Annotated in this window: 14 protein-coding genes; 3 read left to right on the plus strand and 11 right to left on the minus strand. The window is 59.4% G+C overall.

Going from position 1 to position 16,936, the window contains the following annotated elements:
- Positions 1 to 2: 2 nt before the first annotated feature.
- The 3 genes from ACVW1B_RS27920 to wecB are packed head-to-tail and all read right to left on the minus strand — an operon-like array spanning position 3 to position 4,434.
- Positions 3 to 992 carry a glycosyltransferase family 2 protein gene (locus ACVW1B_RS27920; RefSeq protein ID WP_253606975.1) on the minus strand — a complete coding sequence of 330 codons (990 nt, stop codon included), beginning with the start codon at positions 990 to 992 and terminating at the stop codon, positions 3 to 5.
- Between the two features lie 4 nt (positions 993 to 996).
- Entirely contained in the window at positions 997 to 3,204 is a 2,208-nt protein-coding gene (locus tag ACVW1B_RS27925) for a GumC family protein (protein ID WP_253606974.1), read from the minus strand.
- A gap of 12 nt (positions 3,205 to 3,216) precedes the next feature.
- Complete coding sequence (gene wecB, locus ACVW1B_RS27930; protein ID WP_253606973.1) at positions 3,217 to 4,434, minus strand: non-hydrolyzing UDP-N-acetylglucosamine 2-epimerase; 1,218 nt, start codon at positions 4,432 to 4,434, stop codon at positions 3,217 to 3,219.
- A 593-nt stretch (positions 4,435 to 5,027) separates the two neighbouring features.
- Here wecB and ACVW1B_RS27935 point away from each other — a divergent pair.
- Together ACVW1B_RS27935 and ACVW1B_RS27940 are read left to right on the plus strand one after the other, a co-directional pair.
- Positions 5,028 to 6,161 carry a glycosyltransferase family protein gene (locus ACVW1B_RS27935; RefSeq protein ID WP_253606972.1) on the plus strand — a complete coding sequence of 378 codons (1,134 nt, stop codon included), beginning with the start codon at positions 5,028 to 5,030 and terminating at the stop codon, positions 6,159 to 6,161.
- Positions 6,162 to 6,300: 139 nt separating this feature from the next.
- Entirely contained in the window at positions 6,301 to 7,815 is a 1,515-nt protein-coding gene (locus tag ACVW1B_RS27940; protein ID WP_253606971.1) for a hypothetical protein, read from the plus strand.
- Between the two features lie 17 nt (positions 7,816 to 7,832).
- Here ACVW1B_RS27940 and ACVW1B_RS27945 read toward each other — a convergent pair whose 3' ends face one another.
- From ACVW1B_RS27945 to ACVW1B_RS27970, 6 genes are all read right to left on the minus strand, one after another.
- Complete coding sequence (locus ACVW1B_RS27945) at positions 7,833 to 8,321, minus strand: hypothetical protein (RefSeq protein WP_253606970.1); 489 nt, start codon at positions 8,319 to 8,321, stop codon at positions 7,833 to 7,835.
- Between the two features lie 15 nt (positions 8,322 to 8,336).
- Positions 8,337 to 9,857, minus strand: coding sequence for a lipopolysaccharide biosynthesis protein (locus ACVW1B_RS27950; protein ID WP_253606969.1), 1,521 nt, complete (start codon positions 9,855 to 9,857; stop codon positions 8,337 to 8,339).
- A 13-nt stretch (positions 9,858 to 9,870) separates the two neighbouring features.
- On the minus strand, positions 9,871 to 10,923 hold the full coding sequence (locus ACVW1B_RS27955) for a hypothetical protein (RefSeq protein ID WP_253606968.1): 1,053 nt from the start codon (positions 10,921 to 10,923) through the stop codon (positions 9,871 to 9,873).
- Between the two features lie 69 nt (positions 10,924 to 10,992).
- Positions 10,993 to 11,646, minus strand: coding sequence for a PIG-L deacetylase family protein (locus ACVW1B_RS27960; protein ID WP_253606967.1), 654 nt, complete (start codon positions 11,644 to 11,646; stop codon positions 10,993 to 10,995).
- Between the two features lie 5 nt (positions 11,647 to 11,651).
- Entirely contained in the window at positions 11,652 to 12,446 is a 795-nt protein-coding gene (locus tag ACVW1B_RS27965; RefSeq protein WP_253606966.1) for a glucose-1-phosphate cytidylyltransferase, read from the minus strand.
- Positions 12,443 to 13,732 (minus strand): class I SAM-dependent methyltransferase, encoded by a 1,290-nt coding sequence (locus ACVW1B_RS27970; RefSeq protein ID WP_253606965.1) that lies wholly within the window; start codon positions 13,730 to 13,732, stop codon positions 12,443 to 12,445. The genes ACVW1B_RS27965 and ACVW1B_RS27970 overlap by 4 nt, the downstream gene beginning before the upstream one ends.
- A 208-nt stretch (positions 13,733 to 13,940) precedes the next feature.
- Between ACVW1B_RS27970 and rfbC the strand changes: the two genes are divergently transcribed.
- A complete protein-coding gene (gene rfbC, locus ACVW1B_RS27975; RefSeq protein ID WP_092081503.1) occupies positions 13,941 to 14,471 on the plus strand; it encodes a dTDP-4-dehydrorhamnose 3,5-epimerase in 531 nt (176 codons plus the stop codon).
- Between the two features lie 4 nt (positions 14,472 to 14,475).
- Here the strand turns inward: rfbC and ACVW1B_RS27980 are convergent, their stop codons facing one another.
- Positions 14,476 to 15,795: a DUF4910 domain-containing protein gene (locus ACVW1B_RS27980; protein ID WP_253606964.1), complete on the minus strand. Its 1,320-nt coding sequence runs from the start codon at positions 15,793 to 15,795 to the stop codon at positions 14,476 to 14,478.
- A 17-nt stretch (positions 15,796 to 15,812) separates the two neighbouring features.
- Complete coding sequence (locus tag ACVW1B_RS27985; protein WP_253606963.1) at positions 15,813 to 16,883, minus strand: NAD-dependent epimerase/dehydratase family protein; 1,071 nt, start codon at positions 16,881 to 16,883, stop codon at positions 15,813 to 15,815.
- Between the last annotated feature and the right edge of the window lie 53 nt (positions 16,884 to 16,936).

Consider the following 16,936-nt stretch of genomic DNA (forward strand, 5'->3'; position numbering starts at 1 on the left):
GCTCAACTCCCCTGCGGCGATTGCCGGCTGGCTTGCCACCGAGCCACTTGCTCGGCGTCCAGGCGAGCCGTGGCAGCTCGTTTACCCAGTCTCAGGCACGCGTGCTGATACGTACGAAGAAAACGTCTGAACTCGGGGTCGTTATAGCGCGGCAACCCCTTTGCCCAGCTGCTGAAATAACCCCAAAGCATCGCGATGCTTCCGATGAACATTGGGTGCGCGCGAAGACGGGAAGCCGCCACCGCCAGATAGTAAAACGGCGAAGTGCCCATGAAATACTGACCGAAGCCAGCACGAATTCTGCCTGCCCAGATGCTCTTCTGGCTGGCCCCTTGCGGACGAAGGTGGACGAATCGAATTGGCTCTGAATCGACGCTCTCCGCGATCCAGCCCAGCATTCTGGCGCGGTGGCAATCGATGCCATCCCACATGACTTGTCGCACGAATCCCCCGATCTGCCCGAAGCACTCAACCCGATAGAATTTCGTCATTCCAACCGACATTTCGTCGCCGCAGACCTCGGGCACGAGATCGCCAGTTTGGGGATGGACGAACCAGGGTTTGCCTGAGGTCGTCCCGATACGTGGATTATCCTCCATTCGCTGCATCAGCAGTTCGAAGTAGCGAGGCGGCAGGTCGAGATCCATATCAAGCTTGCACAAATAGCCGAAGTCGCCGAGCGACACTTGATCGAGACCATCATAAAACGCCTCAATCACGCCGGGCCCTACCCGCCGATGGCCTCGGTCCTGGCGGCGCACGACGCGCAGATAAGGCAACCGCGCCACATACTCTTCCAGAATCCGTGGCGTATCGTCGGTGGATCCATCGTCAACGACGATCCACAGCGCTGGCGGCACCGACTGTGCAGCCACGCTGTCCAGCGTGCGGCGGAGATAGGCTCCCTCATCGCGGCAGGGCGAAATCAACACATACCTGCGCGGCGTGGCGCTGTGCGGAACACCTGAAGCGCGACTGTCAAGCTCGTCCACAGGTCTACTCCCGGTAATATCCTTCGGACCTGACGCCATTTCTTGCCTCGATGGTTCTAAGCTCGACGGGATCGATCTGGTTGAGCACAATGGTCGACACGCGCTCACGGATGAGCTGCGTTACCGACAACGCTTCGAGCACGCTCGTACGCTTGGTCTGACCGCATTCCACAACGAAGACGAACTCGTCGATGAAGCGCTCGATCAGCCTTGCATCGACGACCGACATGATCGGCGCCACCTCTACCACAATGTAGTCATAGGACTTCCGTGCCACGGCGAGCAGGTTTTCCATTTCCCGCGAGCCCAGGAGTTCAGCAGCGTTGGGAATCCGAAGCGCGCAGGCATTCGGCAGGACATCCAGCCCCGAATGCGGTCGCTTGCAAATAAACTCGCCAAGACGGGAAGGATCTTCCAGCGCTTCGAAAAGCCCTACCTTCGCATCGGGGGACAGTGCAGTCGTGAGGTTCCGGAGATGAAGGTCGGCATCGATCAACAGCGTGCGCGATCCAGAGGACGACAATATGAGCGCGGCAAGATTGGCGGCAACGACAGTCTTTCCCTCTTTCGAAACCGCCGACACGACGCCGATGACTTTGCCCCCGGTCGAGGCGGACGAACGATCGAGCATCGCCTTCACATTGCGAAGACCTTCCGCGAAGCGCGAGAAGGGGGCAGCAAGGACATGCTCCTCGATTGGCAATTGACCAGCATAGACGAAGGGCAGTCCGATGCACCGCGTCTCGGTCACCTGCTCGACGGCCTTGGGCGTACGGAACACATCCGCCATCCATTCACGTCCGAAGGCAGAGCCTATGCCGAGAAACAGACCGAGAAAAATGCTGCCTGCCGCCACGACGAGGGTTTTCTTGGAACTCTTTGTCAGCGGCGGCACTGCTCTCGTGATGATCTGCGCACTTTGGGCCGGAAGCGTCTCCGCCTGCGCCGCCTCGATCTCCTTATGCTTTTGCAGAAATCCGCTATAGAGATTGCGCAGCGCCTCTGCGGCGCTCTCGAGTTCGCGCAGCTGGCTTCCGGTTTCCGCGGAAAGCTTCGCGGCGGTGTCTTCGAGTTCAGTCTGTCGTGCCCTAGCGACTTCGTATTCGCTGGCGTAGGAATCGGTAATGCGCCCCTCGTCGGACCGAATGGCGGCGTCAACGCTGTTGAGCTGCGCACGAAGCTTGACGACAGCCGCGTGCTTGCGACCGACGCGAGCTTCCATCTCCGCAAGCCGAGACGCAAGATCGCGCTTTTGCGTGCGGAGACGTGCAAGTTCGCTGTTGTTGAGCGCGAAGTTGATGACCGCCGCTCGCTTGTCGTTGAATAGCGCGTCCGTCGACACGGCCGACGGAATCCCGTTTGCCTCTGTCCGCTTGATCCGGTCGAGACGCTCCTTTGCTTCGACTGCCGCGAACTTGGCATTCATCAGCTGGGTATTCAGACTTGCCAGGAGCTCGGTATCCTGAGCGCCAGTGCTGCTGAGATTGTTTGCCGTCTTGAAGTCCTGCAGCGCCTTGTCAGCATCGGCCACCTGCTTCTTCAGCTCGATCAGCCGCTCCTGCAGCCACTTGCTCACCTTCTGCGTTGATTTCAGCTTTGCGTCCTGCAGGGACGCGAGATAGCTATCCACGATTCCGTTGGCGATCTTCGCGGCCTTCTCCGCGCTCTGCGACTCGACCGTTACGTTGATAACGTTCGCGACATCCTCACGTGCAACAGTCACCCGCTTCAGCAGAGATTCGAGCGCCGCTCGTTCAGCGGCTGCAGTGGCTTCCGCCGTGCTGGAGTTCCCGTCTGTGGCGCTGCCAAGTGCAGATCGCCCGGCAAACTCGCCATCACTGGCCAGACCCAGCGAGCGAATAACCGGAAGCAGGACCCTGTCTGATGACAGTACGTAGAGCTGACTGCCGACCTCCACTTCATCCATCGTCGGCTGATCTACGATCTTGTTCGTCTGCAGATAACGATTCAGACTTCGATCGATGAGGATGCGCGCACTGCTCTTGTAGGGCGCCTTCATGACCACAACGGAAGCCACGGCAACCGCCAGCCCAATCAACAGTCCGATAACGGGCAACCGCCATTCGCGGCGCAGAACGTCGATGATGTCCCACAAGCCGAAAGCGGGACGGCCCGCCGCAGGCGGACCGTAGTCTTCCGCAAGCGGCTGGCCATATTCCTGAATAGCCAATTGATTGGTTCTGGTGTCCATGGCTTCGTTTGATCAGTGCGCCGGTTGGGAGAGCGGTGGCGTCGGCCGCGAATGCATCTCGGCATTCGGAAAACCATTGACGCTCGTGATGTGATCAGTTGGACGTTGCGGCCGACGGACGTTCAGAAGATCCCGCACGATGAGTTTGCTGGCTCGCCCGTCACCGAATGGATTTGCACCGAGAGCCATGGCTTCGTGCTCCGCTGGTACATCAAGCAGGCGCTCGACGCCTGCAACGATGCGAGCCGGGTCGGTGGTGACCAGGCGAGCTACGCCGGCGTCAACGGCCTCCATCCGCTCGCTGGTATCTCGCATGACGAGCACGGGCTTCCGAAGCGCCGGTGCCTCCTCCTGAATTCCACCGGAATCGGTGAGGATGAGATACGAGCGCGTCATGAGGTAGACGAACTCGGGATAGTTCAGGGGTTCGATCAGGAAGATGTTCGACGCATCGCGCAGATGGTCGAACACCGGCCCGCGCACGTTCGGATTCAAATGGACGGGATACACGATCTGAATATCGTCCCGCCGACTGATCGTCTTCAATGCCTCGCAGATTTGCCGGAACCCGGATCCAAAGCTCTCGCGCCGATGTCCGGTCACGAGCACAAGTCGCTTCGACGTATCGAGCCATGAGTATTTCGCTTCAAGCGACCGACGAAGCTCGCCCGGTTGAGAGATATTTGAAGCCATACGAAGCAGTCCGTCGATCACGGTATTGCCGGTGACAATGACAGCGTCTGGCGGATACCCCTCCTTCAGCAGGGCAGAACGCGCACGCAACGTCGGTGCATAATGCCTCGTCGTAACGACAGCAGTGACCCGCCGATTGGCTTCCTCCGGCCATGGACTCATGAGATTGCCGGTTCGCAATCCCGCCTCGACATGCCCGACACTGACCGACCGGAAGAACGCGGCAAGTGCAGCCGCCGTACTGGTTGCAGTGTCGCCCTGTACAAGAACGTAGTCCGGATTGTAATCGGCGATGACCGGATCGATTCCGGTCATGACCGCGCTGAACACTTCACTCAACGACTGGTTCGGTCGCATGATGTTCAGGTCGTAGTCAGCCTTCAACGAGAAGGCCGACATCACATCATCGAGCATCTGACGATGCTGGCCCGTCACGCAGACGCGCGTATCAATTCCTTCTGCTTCGCCCAGCGCAAGCACAAGCGGTGCCATTTTGATCGCCTCTGGACGAGTACCAAATACGCTAAGAATACGCATGAACCCCGACGCCGCCTGTGTTCAATGATTTGCCGTGTTGAATATTTTTGTCGTTTCGAAATGATGCGGCACGCTACCGGATTTTCCCGACGCGTTCATCGCCAACGTTGGCTCGGCACATGTTAAATGAAATTTATAGCTAATTCTCGGAGTTGCCGCAGAGCGCGTTGCGCATCATCGAAGCCGGCTGTTGTCAGGCGGTTCCAGATTTAACCTTTTCGGGTTAACGCGCACTCAGTCATTGTCCGCTGACGTTCTTCGCTACTGCCAGCGAGTTCCAGATTTAACTTCTCCAGGTTAACGCGGATTCGCTGTACCATTCGCAAATCTTCGCCGATGCATCCTCGTGCTTGCATTCGCAACGGCACGGCGGGAATGCCAATGCGCGTGCAATGAACTCCACAGGCTCGCATTATCCAATTTCGGGAAAACTTGTACAAAACAAGATTAAATAGCGTATCTGGACTAGCGTTGATTGGCGCCATTGCGCGCATCGTGACGACGATCAACGCGCAACTCGCTCCTGGTCGAGAGATTCCGGAAGTCGTGTGGCCGGCACTTTCCGGCATTTGATAGGTCGGAGGCAGCGCCTCGTGGAAGGCAAGGTTTTACTCCTCTCGCAGCGTCGGATTTCCGATCTTGTTGCATTTTGCCTCAGCTATGAGTTCGAAGACAATTTGGCGGCGATGACGCGCGCCGATCGGTTCGATGTTCAAAATCGCGCTGCGCTGGAGTTCTCGCGACGGGTCTACAAGTGGACGCGCCTTGCATCAGGATCGACCAAACTGGCAGGTGTGCTGGCACCCTCCCCGCCGCAACTGCGGCTGCAACGTGATTACGAACTGTTCTTCCCGATCTTCAGCAATGCGTATCAACTTCACTCGCTCGCCGCGATTCCCGACTGGCGCAAACGGTGTCGCAAGGCCGCATGCTTCATCACTGAAGTCTGGGCAGACGACATCCCGGAGTATCTGGTCGAGCTCCTATCCGGATTTGATCATATATTCGTCGGCCTGCATCACTGCGCACCGCAGATTGCGCGAATAGCAGGTCGACCGTGCAGCTATCTGCCGCTGGCGGTCGACGTGGAGCGGTTCGCGCCGAGGCCCGAGCAGCAGCGATCGATCGCCGTGTGCAACATCGGGCGTCGTTCGGCGACGACCCACGCCGCGTTGCTGGCCGGCGCCGAGAGAGAGCGCTTCTTCTACTACTACGACACTGTGGCGGCGAGCGGTTCGAACCGAAAAGAAAGGACGTTCCGGGTCGACAATCCGGAAGAACACCGCATCATGATTGCGAATATCCTGCAGCGCAGCCGCTATTTCATTGCCAATCGCAGTCACGTCAACAACCCGGAATTCACGGCCGGCCGTGATGAGATTTCCGCTCGCTACTATGAAGGCGCTGCAGCCGGGGCGGTGATGGTTGGAGAAGCGCCGCGCACCGAAGAGTTTGCACGGCAGTTCGACTGGCCCGACGCCGTCATTCATGTACCCTTCGATTCGCCCGACATTTGCCAGATCCTCGAAGCGTTGGACGCAGACCCGGCGCGACTGCGAGCGGTTCAGAACGCAAACGTCCGGGAAGCCGCGCTGAGGCACGATTGGCTCTACCGCATACAGACGGTATTCGACATCCTCGGTATTGCTCATACCGATCAGATGCGCGCACGAGCCAACCGTCTGCGCCAGATCGCCGGATCCTTTGAGCTGCCAGCGGCCGCCTGAAATCGTCACCTCGCGCAGTGCGGAGCAATGCGGCGTTTCCGCCGGTTTATGGTTAACGGCCTGTTAAGCGGCGGCTGCTACATCCCGGCAGGTAGGCGATCCTTTTCATATGATCGCCAGGGTGTCGCGAACGTCCGCAATGGCGGACAAACGTCAAGCTGCGTATCCAGGCATGAAACGGTCCAGTCAGCTCCCCTCGGCTCAGGCGGCCATCCTCAATGCGCCGCCCTTGCCACGTCAGGCAGACAGGCTTGCTGCACCTCTGCGACGGCGTGGCGCCTGGACGCAATTCGTCGAAGCCCGCCTGCGCGAGCCCGTAAATCCGGAACGAAATCCCGCCGAGCCGCCGCCAGACAGTCCGACCGACAAGCAACCGACGATCCTCGGCGACAATCCGAGCTTGCCAGGCGGTGGGCCGACGAATGAAGCCCACCCGGTCCCCGACTTGGAACACCTGCAGCCGATCGTGCTCCCGCAGGATGAGGTCAGTCTGCGCCTGAATGAGGCCGCGGAGAACATCGGCCGCTGGACAAATGTGGCTCCGCCTGATGCCGGACCAGACGACGGGTCCGTCTCCTCTGCGGCCGATCCAAACGATGCTTCAGCGGAGGAATCCGACAACGACACGCAGCCAGCGCCACCGGACTCGCATGCCGGCTCGGCCGTTGCCTCGTACACGCCTGAAGCAGATGAAGGAGAGGGATTCAGTCCGGCCGCGGACCCAGGTCCGAACTCGGTACCGCCGGCGTCAATCCGTCCAGCAGTGCAACCGCCCGTGCACACCAGCACTGCCGAGGCGAGCGTCGCGGTGCAGGAACAGCGGATCATACTGATCGACAAGCTGATCGCGGAAGAACTTCAGAGCTCGCCGCGGGACCGACGTTCCGTCACCAGCGAATGGAAGGTGCGCAACTTTGTCTGGTTCCTTGCTCCGACAACGGTTCTGCTGGCGATTGGGACCGGAATGCTCATGCGGGGCAATGTTGCATCCCTGTTCAGCACAGCATCCCAGGTTGCCAGCCATTCGAACGCGACGCCCGTTCAGTCGCCGCCGCAAAGCAGACGCAAGTTGAAACCGGCAGTTGCCACGTTCGTACATCGTGCTCCGATCGATGCAGCCGCGCCCGCACCACCCGCACGTTCACTGCCGACGACATATGGGATTTTTGCGTCAAGCAACGGGCGGATGATCCGGCTCGAGCCGATGAACATCCGCCTTCCCGACAGCCGGATCGCCGTGTCGGTATTGACCACGAAGCCGGGCACGGTTGTGGTGCCGCACGGCCCGCTTTCGTTTGTCGCGTATCAGCGCGAGCTTATGACAAGCGCGCCCGACAACGCACAATTGCGCATTCTCGCCCAGGTGGCACGAACACCGTCGTCACCGGCAGTCGCTACGGCCAACGATGCCTGGGCGATCCGGTCCGTTTCCGTCGACCTGACCGTAGCGCCGGTCCCTGAAAGCCGCGAGATGGTCGAGCTGCAGCCAGTGAACCCCGATCTCGTCCTCTCACCCGGCCGTTACGTGCTGGTCTTCAAAAACCAGGCCTACGACTTTGTCGTAGCCGGCAAGGCTACCGATAAGGCTCATTGCCTCGAGAAGGCGGAAACGCCGGACGGCGACAGGTTTACCGAGTGCCGCAGGCTCCCGTAATGTAGGGCGGCCCGGTCCTAGGGCGGCGTCGACGCGACCGCGGCCGGCGGTAACTTCGTCGCTTTCGCAGTGGCGGGACCGACGCTGAGCTGACCGGTCCTACGCCAAAGCAGCAGCCCTGCTCCGCCGCCGATCGTACAGATCACAAGCAGCACGATTTCCCCGCGCCCCAATCCACCAGAGATCAGTGCGTAGGGCAGCATGCCCAGCCCCATCCAGAACAGCTTTTGCCACTGGTAGGAATCGTACCTCTTGCCAAGATTGCGACGCTTGAACCACAGATCTTTCGCTTCGCGCGAAAACGGAAGAACACGCCGGCACACGGCCGGCACAAGGCGAAGCGCGAGCAGCAGGGCGAGAAACATCGTCAACGCGACGACGATACGATCGTCGCCGCCGGACAGCAGTCGGAACACCGGCAGAATGCAAAGGCCGAGGCCGATCCTCAGGAATGCCCCGGCGGGCCACGTGTCCAAGTTAATCAGGAAGCGCTCAACGGAGGTCATGGGCGTAATCCAGGATCAGGAGTTGACTTGCAGTCGTACAATGCCGAAGTCGCGTAGCAAGGACCACGCGAGTTGCAACGGCCGTGTGATCCTGAAGACCCCGACCACGACGGTCAGGTAGGCCGTCACACAGATCACGCTCGCGACCGGGATTCGTAGCAACCGCGGCAATTCCTGCAGGAATGCCTCCTGTATCGAGAAGGCGACCGCTACGGCGACCAGCGCAGCAATGGTCTGCGGCGCTGTCGCGCGCAGGACGTCCCCGATGCTGATCCCGACCGGCTTGCCGGCGTAGACGAGCGCAGGAACGAACAGCACGAACATGGTGACCGTGTAGGCGATCGTCACTCCGATCACGCCGAACGGCAGTCCAGCTGCAAGCGCAACCAATTGGCAGATTGCACTGAAGATGCCCCATCGCATCCACCGATCGGGACGCCCGACCGCGACATGGACCCAACCGAGAGTTCGCTCGATGCAGTCGGCAATGCCGCGAATGGCGAGGATACAGAGCAGGGGGCCCGCGGGAGACCATTTCTCTCCGAGAAGCACGATCACGATGTCATGAGCGCTCACGGCCAGGGCGGCGAAGGCGGGCCCCGAAAAGTAGCAAAGCAGTGACAACGCGCCTTCCCAGGAGCGCTTCAGTTCAGCCGCACTGTGCTGGAGCTTGCTCAGTCCCGACACCGCGATGTTGTGCAGCGGCTCACTGAGAATCGACAGCAGGTTGTTGTAGATCGTGAAGGCGTTCTGAAAATAGCCAAGCGGCCCTGCACCGAGGAAATAGCCCATCGCGATTCTGTCCGCCGAACGAGCGAAGTAATCCGTCATGGTGAAGCCGGTCACTCCCAGCCCGAACCTCAGCAGTTCCTTGACCATTGGCGTAAGTCTGGGCCTGCCCGGTATCCATCGACAGGCGGTCCAGGCTCCCACGACGGTCAAAGCCGACGTTATGATCGGCTTGGCGATCAGCGCCCAGTAGCCCCAGCCCGAAAGCGCCATTCCGACGGCTGCCGCGCTTCCGATGATGTTCGCCGATATGTCGATCATCGCGATGCGGCGAAACTGCATTGCCCGACGCATCAACGCATAGTGCTGCGTCGACAAAGCCATCATCAGGAAGGTCACCGACAATGCCACCGCCATGCCCGCGAGCGATGGCTCGGCGAAGGCACGCGCTATCCACCGACCGGACGCAGCCAGCACGACAGCCAGCACGACGCCGATCAGAACATTCAGCCAGAACAACGTGCTGACCTCGGCGCGTGAGATGCTGCTCCGCTGGGCGGAGGCCTCGCTCATCCCGAGATCGACGAAAAGGGGAGCAAAGCCGATCAGGGCCAGCATCATGGCCACCAACCCGAAATCATGCGGTCCGAGCAGTCGCGCCAGTACGATCGTGGAGGCCAACTGAACGAAGATATTCAGTCCGCGCGCAGCGATGAACGCCACGCCGCTGTGCAGCGACCTGCGGCCAAGGCCAGAATATGGCTTGTTGTCCGCAAAATACTGATCGGTGCGTTCGTTCCGATGCACGCGTCGTTCCCGCTCAATTCGCCGGATTCTGGCTTTGAGGTACCCGCTCAAGCCAGATTTCTCGCCAATAGGGATAGATGGCGCGCGGGCAGAAGCGGCGGCAGATCGCATAGCGCGCCTCACACACGACATCCTTCAGGATGATCGCGTCCGTCTTGAAACGGACCATCTTGCACGAAGCTTCGTCGATGATCTGCTTTTGACGCCTCTCGACCTCGTACTCGCGTTCCGTGAACGGTACCATCTCCGGATCAAAATACAGGCCGCGGTTGCGGTAATTGCAGTCCAGCGTCTCGAGGATGTCCTTGTACGGCTTGACTCGCACGACGTCGCCCACCTGCAGATCAAGCCGGGACTGCGGGGCCTTGCTACCCTCTGGCACACCGAAGGGCCTGATCGGATAAGGCACGCCACCTCTCATGCGCTGGAACGTGTCGTAGATCCAGCGCATCGCGGTGCCGATGCCCAGCCCCGCTTCGGTGACCGTACGCCAGACCGAGAACGTCAATCCGGCGACGAGATCCTGCAGCCGAACGTTACCCGAAGTGTAGTCCTCGACATACTGACGCGGATCCCACCACTTCAGGGGTTGCGTGGCGAATTTTACCTGTGTGTTCTGGCAAACGTAGGTCGGCTCGGTTTCGCCCACCTTCGGCGGATGCTTGATCGTGCTCCACAGCGTTTCCTCGCTGCAGCCGCCAGACCCGAAAGGCTTGCCCGCGCCATTTGGCGACGGCCCTTTCTCGCCCGCCGGCTTCAACCAGGCGTCCTTCCAGAATATCAGACAGGCCGCCTCGCAGCCGTCATGAGCCGCGCCATTGCAGCGAATGTTCTCGAGATGCACCGTGTTCAGCATCTTGCGACCGCCGATACCTAGCGCGGGATCGCAGGTCTTGTGAGCTCGCTTGCCGACGCGAAGCGTCTTGCCGCAATGCTTCAGCATCTCGGGCATGAAGGGCATTTCCTCCAAGCGGCCGTTGGCATCCAACGTCGCGAGGATCTCCTCCTTGCTTCTGACCTCCACCAGGTCACCAGCGCGAAAGATACTTGAGAATAACGTGCTCATATCGTGCGCCTTGAGATAAATCCTGCAATCAGAACTTGCACCGGCTGCGTGACGTCCGCGCAACCATCGTCAGATCAGTGTCAACTTTCGCCCGAAAAATGCCTCGGCGAAGCGTTCCGTAGCCCTGCACTCCATGCCCCGAATCCGTGCGAGGCCACGAAAGGTGTCTGCATCGAACCACTGCTTGGATCGCTGCGTTCCGAAATGCTTGAGCAGGAGTTCAATCTTACGATCGAGCGCCGCCGCCGACACCGGCATGTAAACGTTGGGTTGACCGAAGTCGCCATCCCACTTCGGGATCTCATATTCCAGAATCTGATGATCACGAAACGTGTTCCAGGTCAGGCGGCAGACCTGGCGATGGTCCTGATGAGCATCATCCCTGCGATGCGTCAGAATGACGTCGGGCTCGACCCGCCGCTTCAGCGATTCAAACCATTCCTTGATGGCTTCTCCCCTTTCCGGGAAAAATCCGTCGGAAAACGACAGCACCTCGACCTTCGCGGACGCAGCCTCGCGCAAGAAGTCGGCCGCCGACGCTCTCGCCTCAGCCTCCCGTATGGCGCCACCGCTTAGAACGCACCAATGCACGTCCAGCTTGATACCGCGCTCGATCAGCTCCAGCAGCGTCGCTCCCGCGCCGATTTCAATATCATCCGAATGGGCGCCAAGGCACAAGATCGACAGATGGTCTCCGGGCCTGGCAAGCTGCAATGCTCTCATTCCGGTTACGCCGCGCTGGCTACCGACGAGTGATTCAGCCGCCACGGCGTGTCGCCGCGCTCCACCATGTCCTCCAACACTTGTCTATCGCGCAGGGTATCCATGGCGCGCCAAAAACCCTCATAGCGATAGGCCATGAGGTGACCGCCCTCGATCAAACGGTTGAACGGTTCCTGGACGAGTTCTTCTCCCTCCTTGATGTAGTCGAAGATTTCGTTGCGGAAGATGAAGTAGCCGCCGTTGATCCAGATCTCGGACTCCTGGCTCGAGCGAATCCGCTGCACCGACCCCTGGGCATCAAACTCGGCAAGGTGGAAGCTGATCGGTGGATGGATCGCCACGAAGCAACCGATCTTTCCGCTTTCCTTGAACTTCTGGATCATGTCAGGCAGCGGCGCGTCGGTCAGCCCGTCGCTGTAGTTTGCAAGAAACATCTCCTCGTCCTTGACGAGATGGCGGACGGCCAGCAAGCGCTGCCCGATGTTGCGCCATGTCCCCGTATCCACCAGCGAAACCCGCCAGTCCGGCTGATGTTCGCCGATCAGCTCGACCTTTTTGCCGTACTCTGAAATCACGCAGTCGCTGTTCGCAGTCGCGCGATAATTCAGGAAGTAATCCTTGATCACGTTCGCCTTGTAGCCAAGGCACAAGATGAAATCATTGTGATTGTACTGGCTGTAGTACTGCATCACATGCCAGAGGATCGGCTGATGGCCGATCGGGACCATCGGCTTTGGTATACTCTCCGAATACTCGCGGATCCGCGTACCGAGACCGCCGCAAAAAAGGACAACCTTCATGGCGCAACCTCACGCGGATCAATGATTTCGACGTTAGGAATCGGAACGATGAACTTGCAGCCCCAGTCCGCGACATGCCGCATTTGCGCGACGATTTCCCTCTTCAAATTCCAGGGAAGGATGAACAGGTAGTCGGGACGAGCCTCGTCAATGGCTTCGACTGGGAGGATCGGAATGTGCATTCCCGGCGTATAGCGGCCGTGCTTGTAGGGGTTGCGGTCCACGGTGAAGTCGAGAAAGTCGGTTCCGATGCCGCAGTAGTTAAGCAGCGTGTTGCCCTTGCCGGGAGCGCCATAGCCGCAGATCCGCGCCCCCTTGTTCTTGCTCTCAATGAAGAACGACAGCAATTCGCGCTTGGTGCGATGAACACGCGATGTAAATTGCTCGTACTGACCTATGTCTTCCAGGCCGATCCGACGCTCATGGGCCAGCAGTGCGGTCACCGCGGTCGAGACGGCGTGGATCGCGTCGGCGCGGCAGAGATAGACGCGAAGCGAGCCGCCATGCGTTGGGATCTGCTCGACATCGAAAACCTTCAGATCATGCCGCCGCGCGAGACGGTCGATCGTTACCAACGAGAAATAGGAGAAATGCTCGTGGTAGATGGTATCGAACTGATTTTCGTCGATGAGCCGCTCAAGATGCGGGAATTCGAGCGTAATCACGCCTTGCGGCGCGAGCAGGCACGCCATTCCGGCGGTGAAATCGTTTAGATCGGGAACCTGTGCCAGCACGTTGTTGCCGATAATCAGATCGGCGCGCTTGCCATCTGACACCAGCTTCTGCGCCAGCTCCAGGCCGAAGAACTCGACCATTGTCGGGACGTTCTTCTGCCTAGCAACTTCGGCCACGTTGGCCGCCGGCTCGATTCCCGTGACCGGCACCCCGAGCGGCAGGAAGTGCTGCAACAGGTAGCCGTCGTTGCTCGCGATCTCGTAGACGCGGCTCTCGGCACCAAGGCTCAGCCTGGCCTTGATCATCTCACAGTAGCGCCGCGCATGTTCCACCCACGACGTCGAGTAAGACGAGAAGTAGGCATACTCGGTGAAGATATGCTCCGGTTTGACGTATTCCTGGAGTTGCACCAGGAAGCAGGACCCGCAAACCACGGTGTGCAGCGGGTAGTACGGCTCCATGGCGTCGGTCTGGTCGGCTGTGAGAAAACTTTCGCAGAGAGGCGACATCCCCAGGTCGACAAACGTCGATTTCAACGTCGCGCCGCACAGACGGCAGTTACCGTGAGAGGATTTCGACCGAATTGATTTGAATCTCGAGTGAGCGTTCATTGGGCCGTACCATGAATATAGGATTGCCGAGTATGAGATTGCCGGCGCTTAAATCGGGCTCGTTAGATTGAATTTTATCGTATGAAAGCGAACAATATGAAGCGATATCGAACAACAAGGTAAACCACGCAGTTGCTGAAAATTTTAGTAAAATTGTATAGAACTGGTCGTCGACAATTGGCCTCTCGGCCGGGAGTGGATACGTCCCATGCGCTTTGAAGCAACAGGACTTGACGGAGCGTGGCTCGTCAAAGTCGAGCCTGCACACGATGAGCGCGGCTTTTTCGCGCGCACGTTTTGCGAAGACGAGTTTCGTGCACACGGGCTCGTGACCAGATTTCCCCAGCACAGCATCTCGAGCTCCTCGCGCAAGGCAACATTGCGCGGAATGCACTTTCAGAATGAGCCGCACGGCGAGGTTAAGCTCGTGCGCTGCTTGAACGGATCGATTTGGGACGTCATCATCGATCTGCGTGCGAGCTCGCCGACCTTTCGTCAATGGCGCGGCTTCGAGCTTTCAGCGGAGAACGGTTCGCAGCTCTACATCCCCAAGGGGTTCGCACACGGCTTTCAAACCTTGAGCGACAACGTTCAGGTCAATTACCTGATTTCGGAGTTCTACGAGCCTTCGGCTGCTAACGGCGTCCGATACGACGACCCGATGTTCGGCATCAGCTGGCCTCTGGCCGTCAGCACGATCTCCGATAAAGACTTGAACTGGCCGCTTCACGGTACCTGAGCGCTTACCGCACAGGCGCGAGAAGTCCGTGGCGCTCGAGCACTTTTGCTGTCTTCAGAATGACCGGGAATGGCAGGTCGGCACGCCTGGCGATATCAAGCAGAGAATGATGTCCGTCGGACAGATTTAGAATCCACAGCATCGCCATGTTGGCTGCAGCGGCGTCCTTGTCGCCGCCGATCGCACCATAGAGTCCGCGTCTACCCAGCTGCGGTTCGCCTTTCGGCGACGTGTTGTAGTAGCTGCGGTTGCCTTCGAGCAGGTCGATGACTTCGGAAATGATGCGGAAGGATTCCCCGAGGTGCTCCGGCCGAATGAAGCTCAGGTCGTCGGCCGAGGTATGATACTGAGGGATGGCACCGAAACGGCTGCGCTGAAACAATCCCACCGGCAGGTTGAACCCGGGCGAGCAGTATTGCCGCTCATCATAGCCGTAGGGCGAAAACTCCAAAATCGTCGGCGTCAGTTTGGAATGCTGCAGCGTGTGTATCATTGCACGGTCGATCTCGGCATCGCCCTGCCTGCTCTTCTTGTATGTCGGACCGGCGCCGTCTCCGACCATTGATACCACGAGGCCGTGCTTGATATGAGACACACGATGCTCATTGCGGGCGAGCCAGGTGATCGCGCCAATCGTTCCCGGCGCAAAGAGAAACCGATAGCTGTATCGCGTTCGCATCTGGGAGATGCGGCTTGCGAGCTCCGCAAGCAGGGCCAGACCGGAACAATTGTCATTGGCAAGCGAGGGATGGCAAACATGCGCCGACAGAAGCACCTCGTCGTCTGACTCTCCCCGGTGAAAATACTCACCATAGCTCAAATGCCCGTCGGCGAGGGTCGAGTCGATCACGACCTCGTAGCTATCGTCCCGCAGTTGCTCCAGCTGTCGGTGGGCCATGCAGAAAGCCCAGTTTTCCTGGTAGTAAGACGTTCGGTAGGGGACCAGGTCCGGCTGATCGGGTAATGTGAAGATGTGGGACTTAAGCTCGTCCAGCGACATGGTGCGGCGCACCGGCACGCTGTAGCTCATGACGTGCAGGTTCGATTCGCTGAAATCCACGACCTTCCGGCCCCGCGGGTCCTTGATGTACGCGTCCCGGATGTTCCACTCGCGCGGCACGACCCAGTCGAGAACGGGTGTACCGGTCGGCACCTCGTGGACATCAAGGGAGATGTGCGCACCGATCTCCCGAAGGGTCTGCCGCACACCGTTACCGGTAATGCTGCGGCAGATCGGGTAGATCTTTTGGGCAAGCGCAAAGATCTTTGCGCCTGAACTTGTGACATCGTCTGCCGCCGACACGCCGTCCTCCTGGTGTGTCAAATCGATCGGCGCGTGTATTAGTTCGCGGCGAGAGCCGATTGCCCGACGCTCTGCCTCGACTTTACATGGCGGAGATCCGCATCGAGCACGCCGTCCGCCAGCAACTTGTTGACGTGGCTGATGCGCTGATACCGGGGACCTTCGAACTCTTCGAGCGTGATGCCCGAGACCCGGTAGGCCTTATAGAGCTGCTCCGCGCCCATCTTCGCATCCCATTGCGGCTTGAACTCCGGCAGCCTGGTTCGAATCTTTTCGAAGCTCACGCGATAGGACCGCGTGTCGGGACCGGCGCCATCGGCAAATTCGATCTGACAACCGGGGACAACATCGGCGACGATCTTCGCGAGATCGCGGATCTGGTAGTTGTGCGCCGTCTGGCCGACGTTGAAAGCTTCATTGAACACCGCCGCCTCGGGAGCCTCCATCGCCGCGATAAAGGCGCGGGAGATGTCCTCGATGTGAACGATGGGCCGCCAGGGCGTGCCGTCCGACTTCAAGAGGATCTTCCGCGTTGTCACCGCCCAGGCAACGAGATTGTTCAGCACGACATCGAATCGGAGCCGGGGAGATACGCCGTAAGCCGTTGCGGGTCGCAGGTAGACCGGGCAAAATCCGTCACCGGCGAGGCCGGCAATATCGCGCTCCGACTGCACCTTGGATTCGCCATAGGCAGTCACCGGGTTGAGCGCTCCGGTTTCGTCGATCATGCCCTCGCCCGCCTTGCCGTAGTTGCTGCAGGAGGACGCGAACACGAACCGTCGCACACCGGCTTGCTTGGCCAGTTGCGCGAGGCGCACGCTGGCTACATGATTGATCTGGTCGGTAAGGCCGGGTCTCAGATTGCCGAGCGGATCGTTCGACAGCGCGGCAAGATGCAGGACCGCATCAAAAGCCTTCAGGTCCGCAAGTTCGATGTCTCGCGTGTCCTTGCAAAGGGCCGGCACATCCACGATCGACCCGCCTTCTGCAAATGTGCAGCGAGAGTACAGATCGCTGTCGAGGCCCACGACTTCGTGCCCGGCACGCCGTAGCATCGGGGTGAGCACTGTTCCGATGTAGCCGAGATGTCCGCTCACGAGAACGCGCATCTAAACGCCTCCAAATTTATTCTGTTTCTATCTCGCCTACTTATTTCAAAATC

This window comes from Bradyrhizobium sp. USDA 4502 (genome assembly GCF_054063355.1).

What these genes read in the sequence shown, in the direction of transcription:
- ACVW1B_RS27970 (WP_253606965.1), bottom strand. Translation starts at nt 13,732, where the DNA reads ATGAACGCTCACTCGAGATTCAAATCAATTCGGTCGAAATCCTCTCAC.
- ACVW1B_RS27960 (WP_253606967.1), bottom strand. Translation starts at nt 11,646, where the DNA reads ATGAGAGCATTGCAGCTTGCCAGGCCCGGAGACCATCTGTCGATCTTG.
- ACVW1B_RS27940 (WP_253606971.1), top strand. Translation starts at nt 6,301, where the DNA reads ATGGCGGACAAACGTCAAGCTGCGTATCCAGGCATGAAACGGTCCAGT.
- ACVW1B_RS27985 (WP_253606963.1), bottom strand. Translation starts at nt 16,883, where the DNA reads ATGCGCGTTCTCGTGAGCGGACATCTCGGCTACATCGGAACAGTGCTC.
- wecB (WP_253606973.1), bottom strand. Translation starts at nt 4,434, where the DNA reads ATGCGTATTCTTAGCGTATTTGGTACTCGTCCAGAGGCGATCAAAATG.
- ACVW1B_RS27955 (WP_253606968.1), bottom strand. Translation starts at nt 10,923, where the DNA reads ATGAGCACGTTATTCTCAAGTATCTTTCGCGCTGGTGACCTGGTGGAG.
- rfbC (WP_092081503.1), top strand. Translation starts at nt 13,941, where the DNA reads ATGCGCTTTGAAGCAACAGGACTTGACGGAGCGTGGCTCGTCAAAGTC.
- ACVW1B_RS27965 (WP_253606966.1), bottom strand. Translation starts at nt 12,446, where the DNA reads ATGAAGGTTGTCCTTTTTTGCGGCGGTCTCGGTACGCGGATCCGCGAG.
- ACVW1B_RS27925 (WP_253606974.1), bottom strand. Translation starts at nt 3,204, where the DNA reads ATGGACACCAGAACCAATCAATTGGCTATTCAGGAATATGGCCAGCCG.
- ACVW1B_RS27945 (WP_253606970.1), bottom strand. Translation starts at nt 8,321, where the DNA reads ATGACCTCCGTTGAGCGCTTCCTGATTAACTTGGACACGTGGCCCGCC.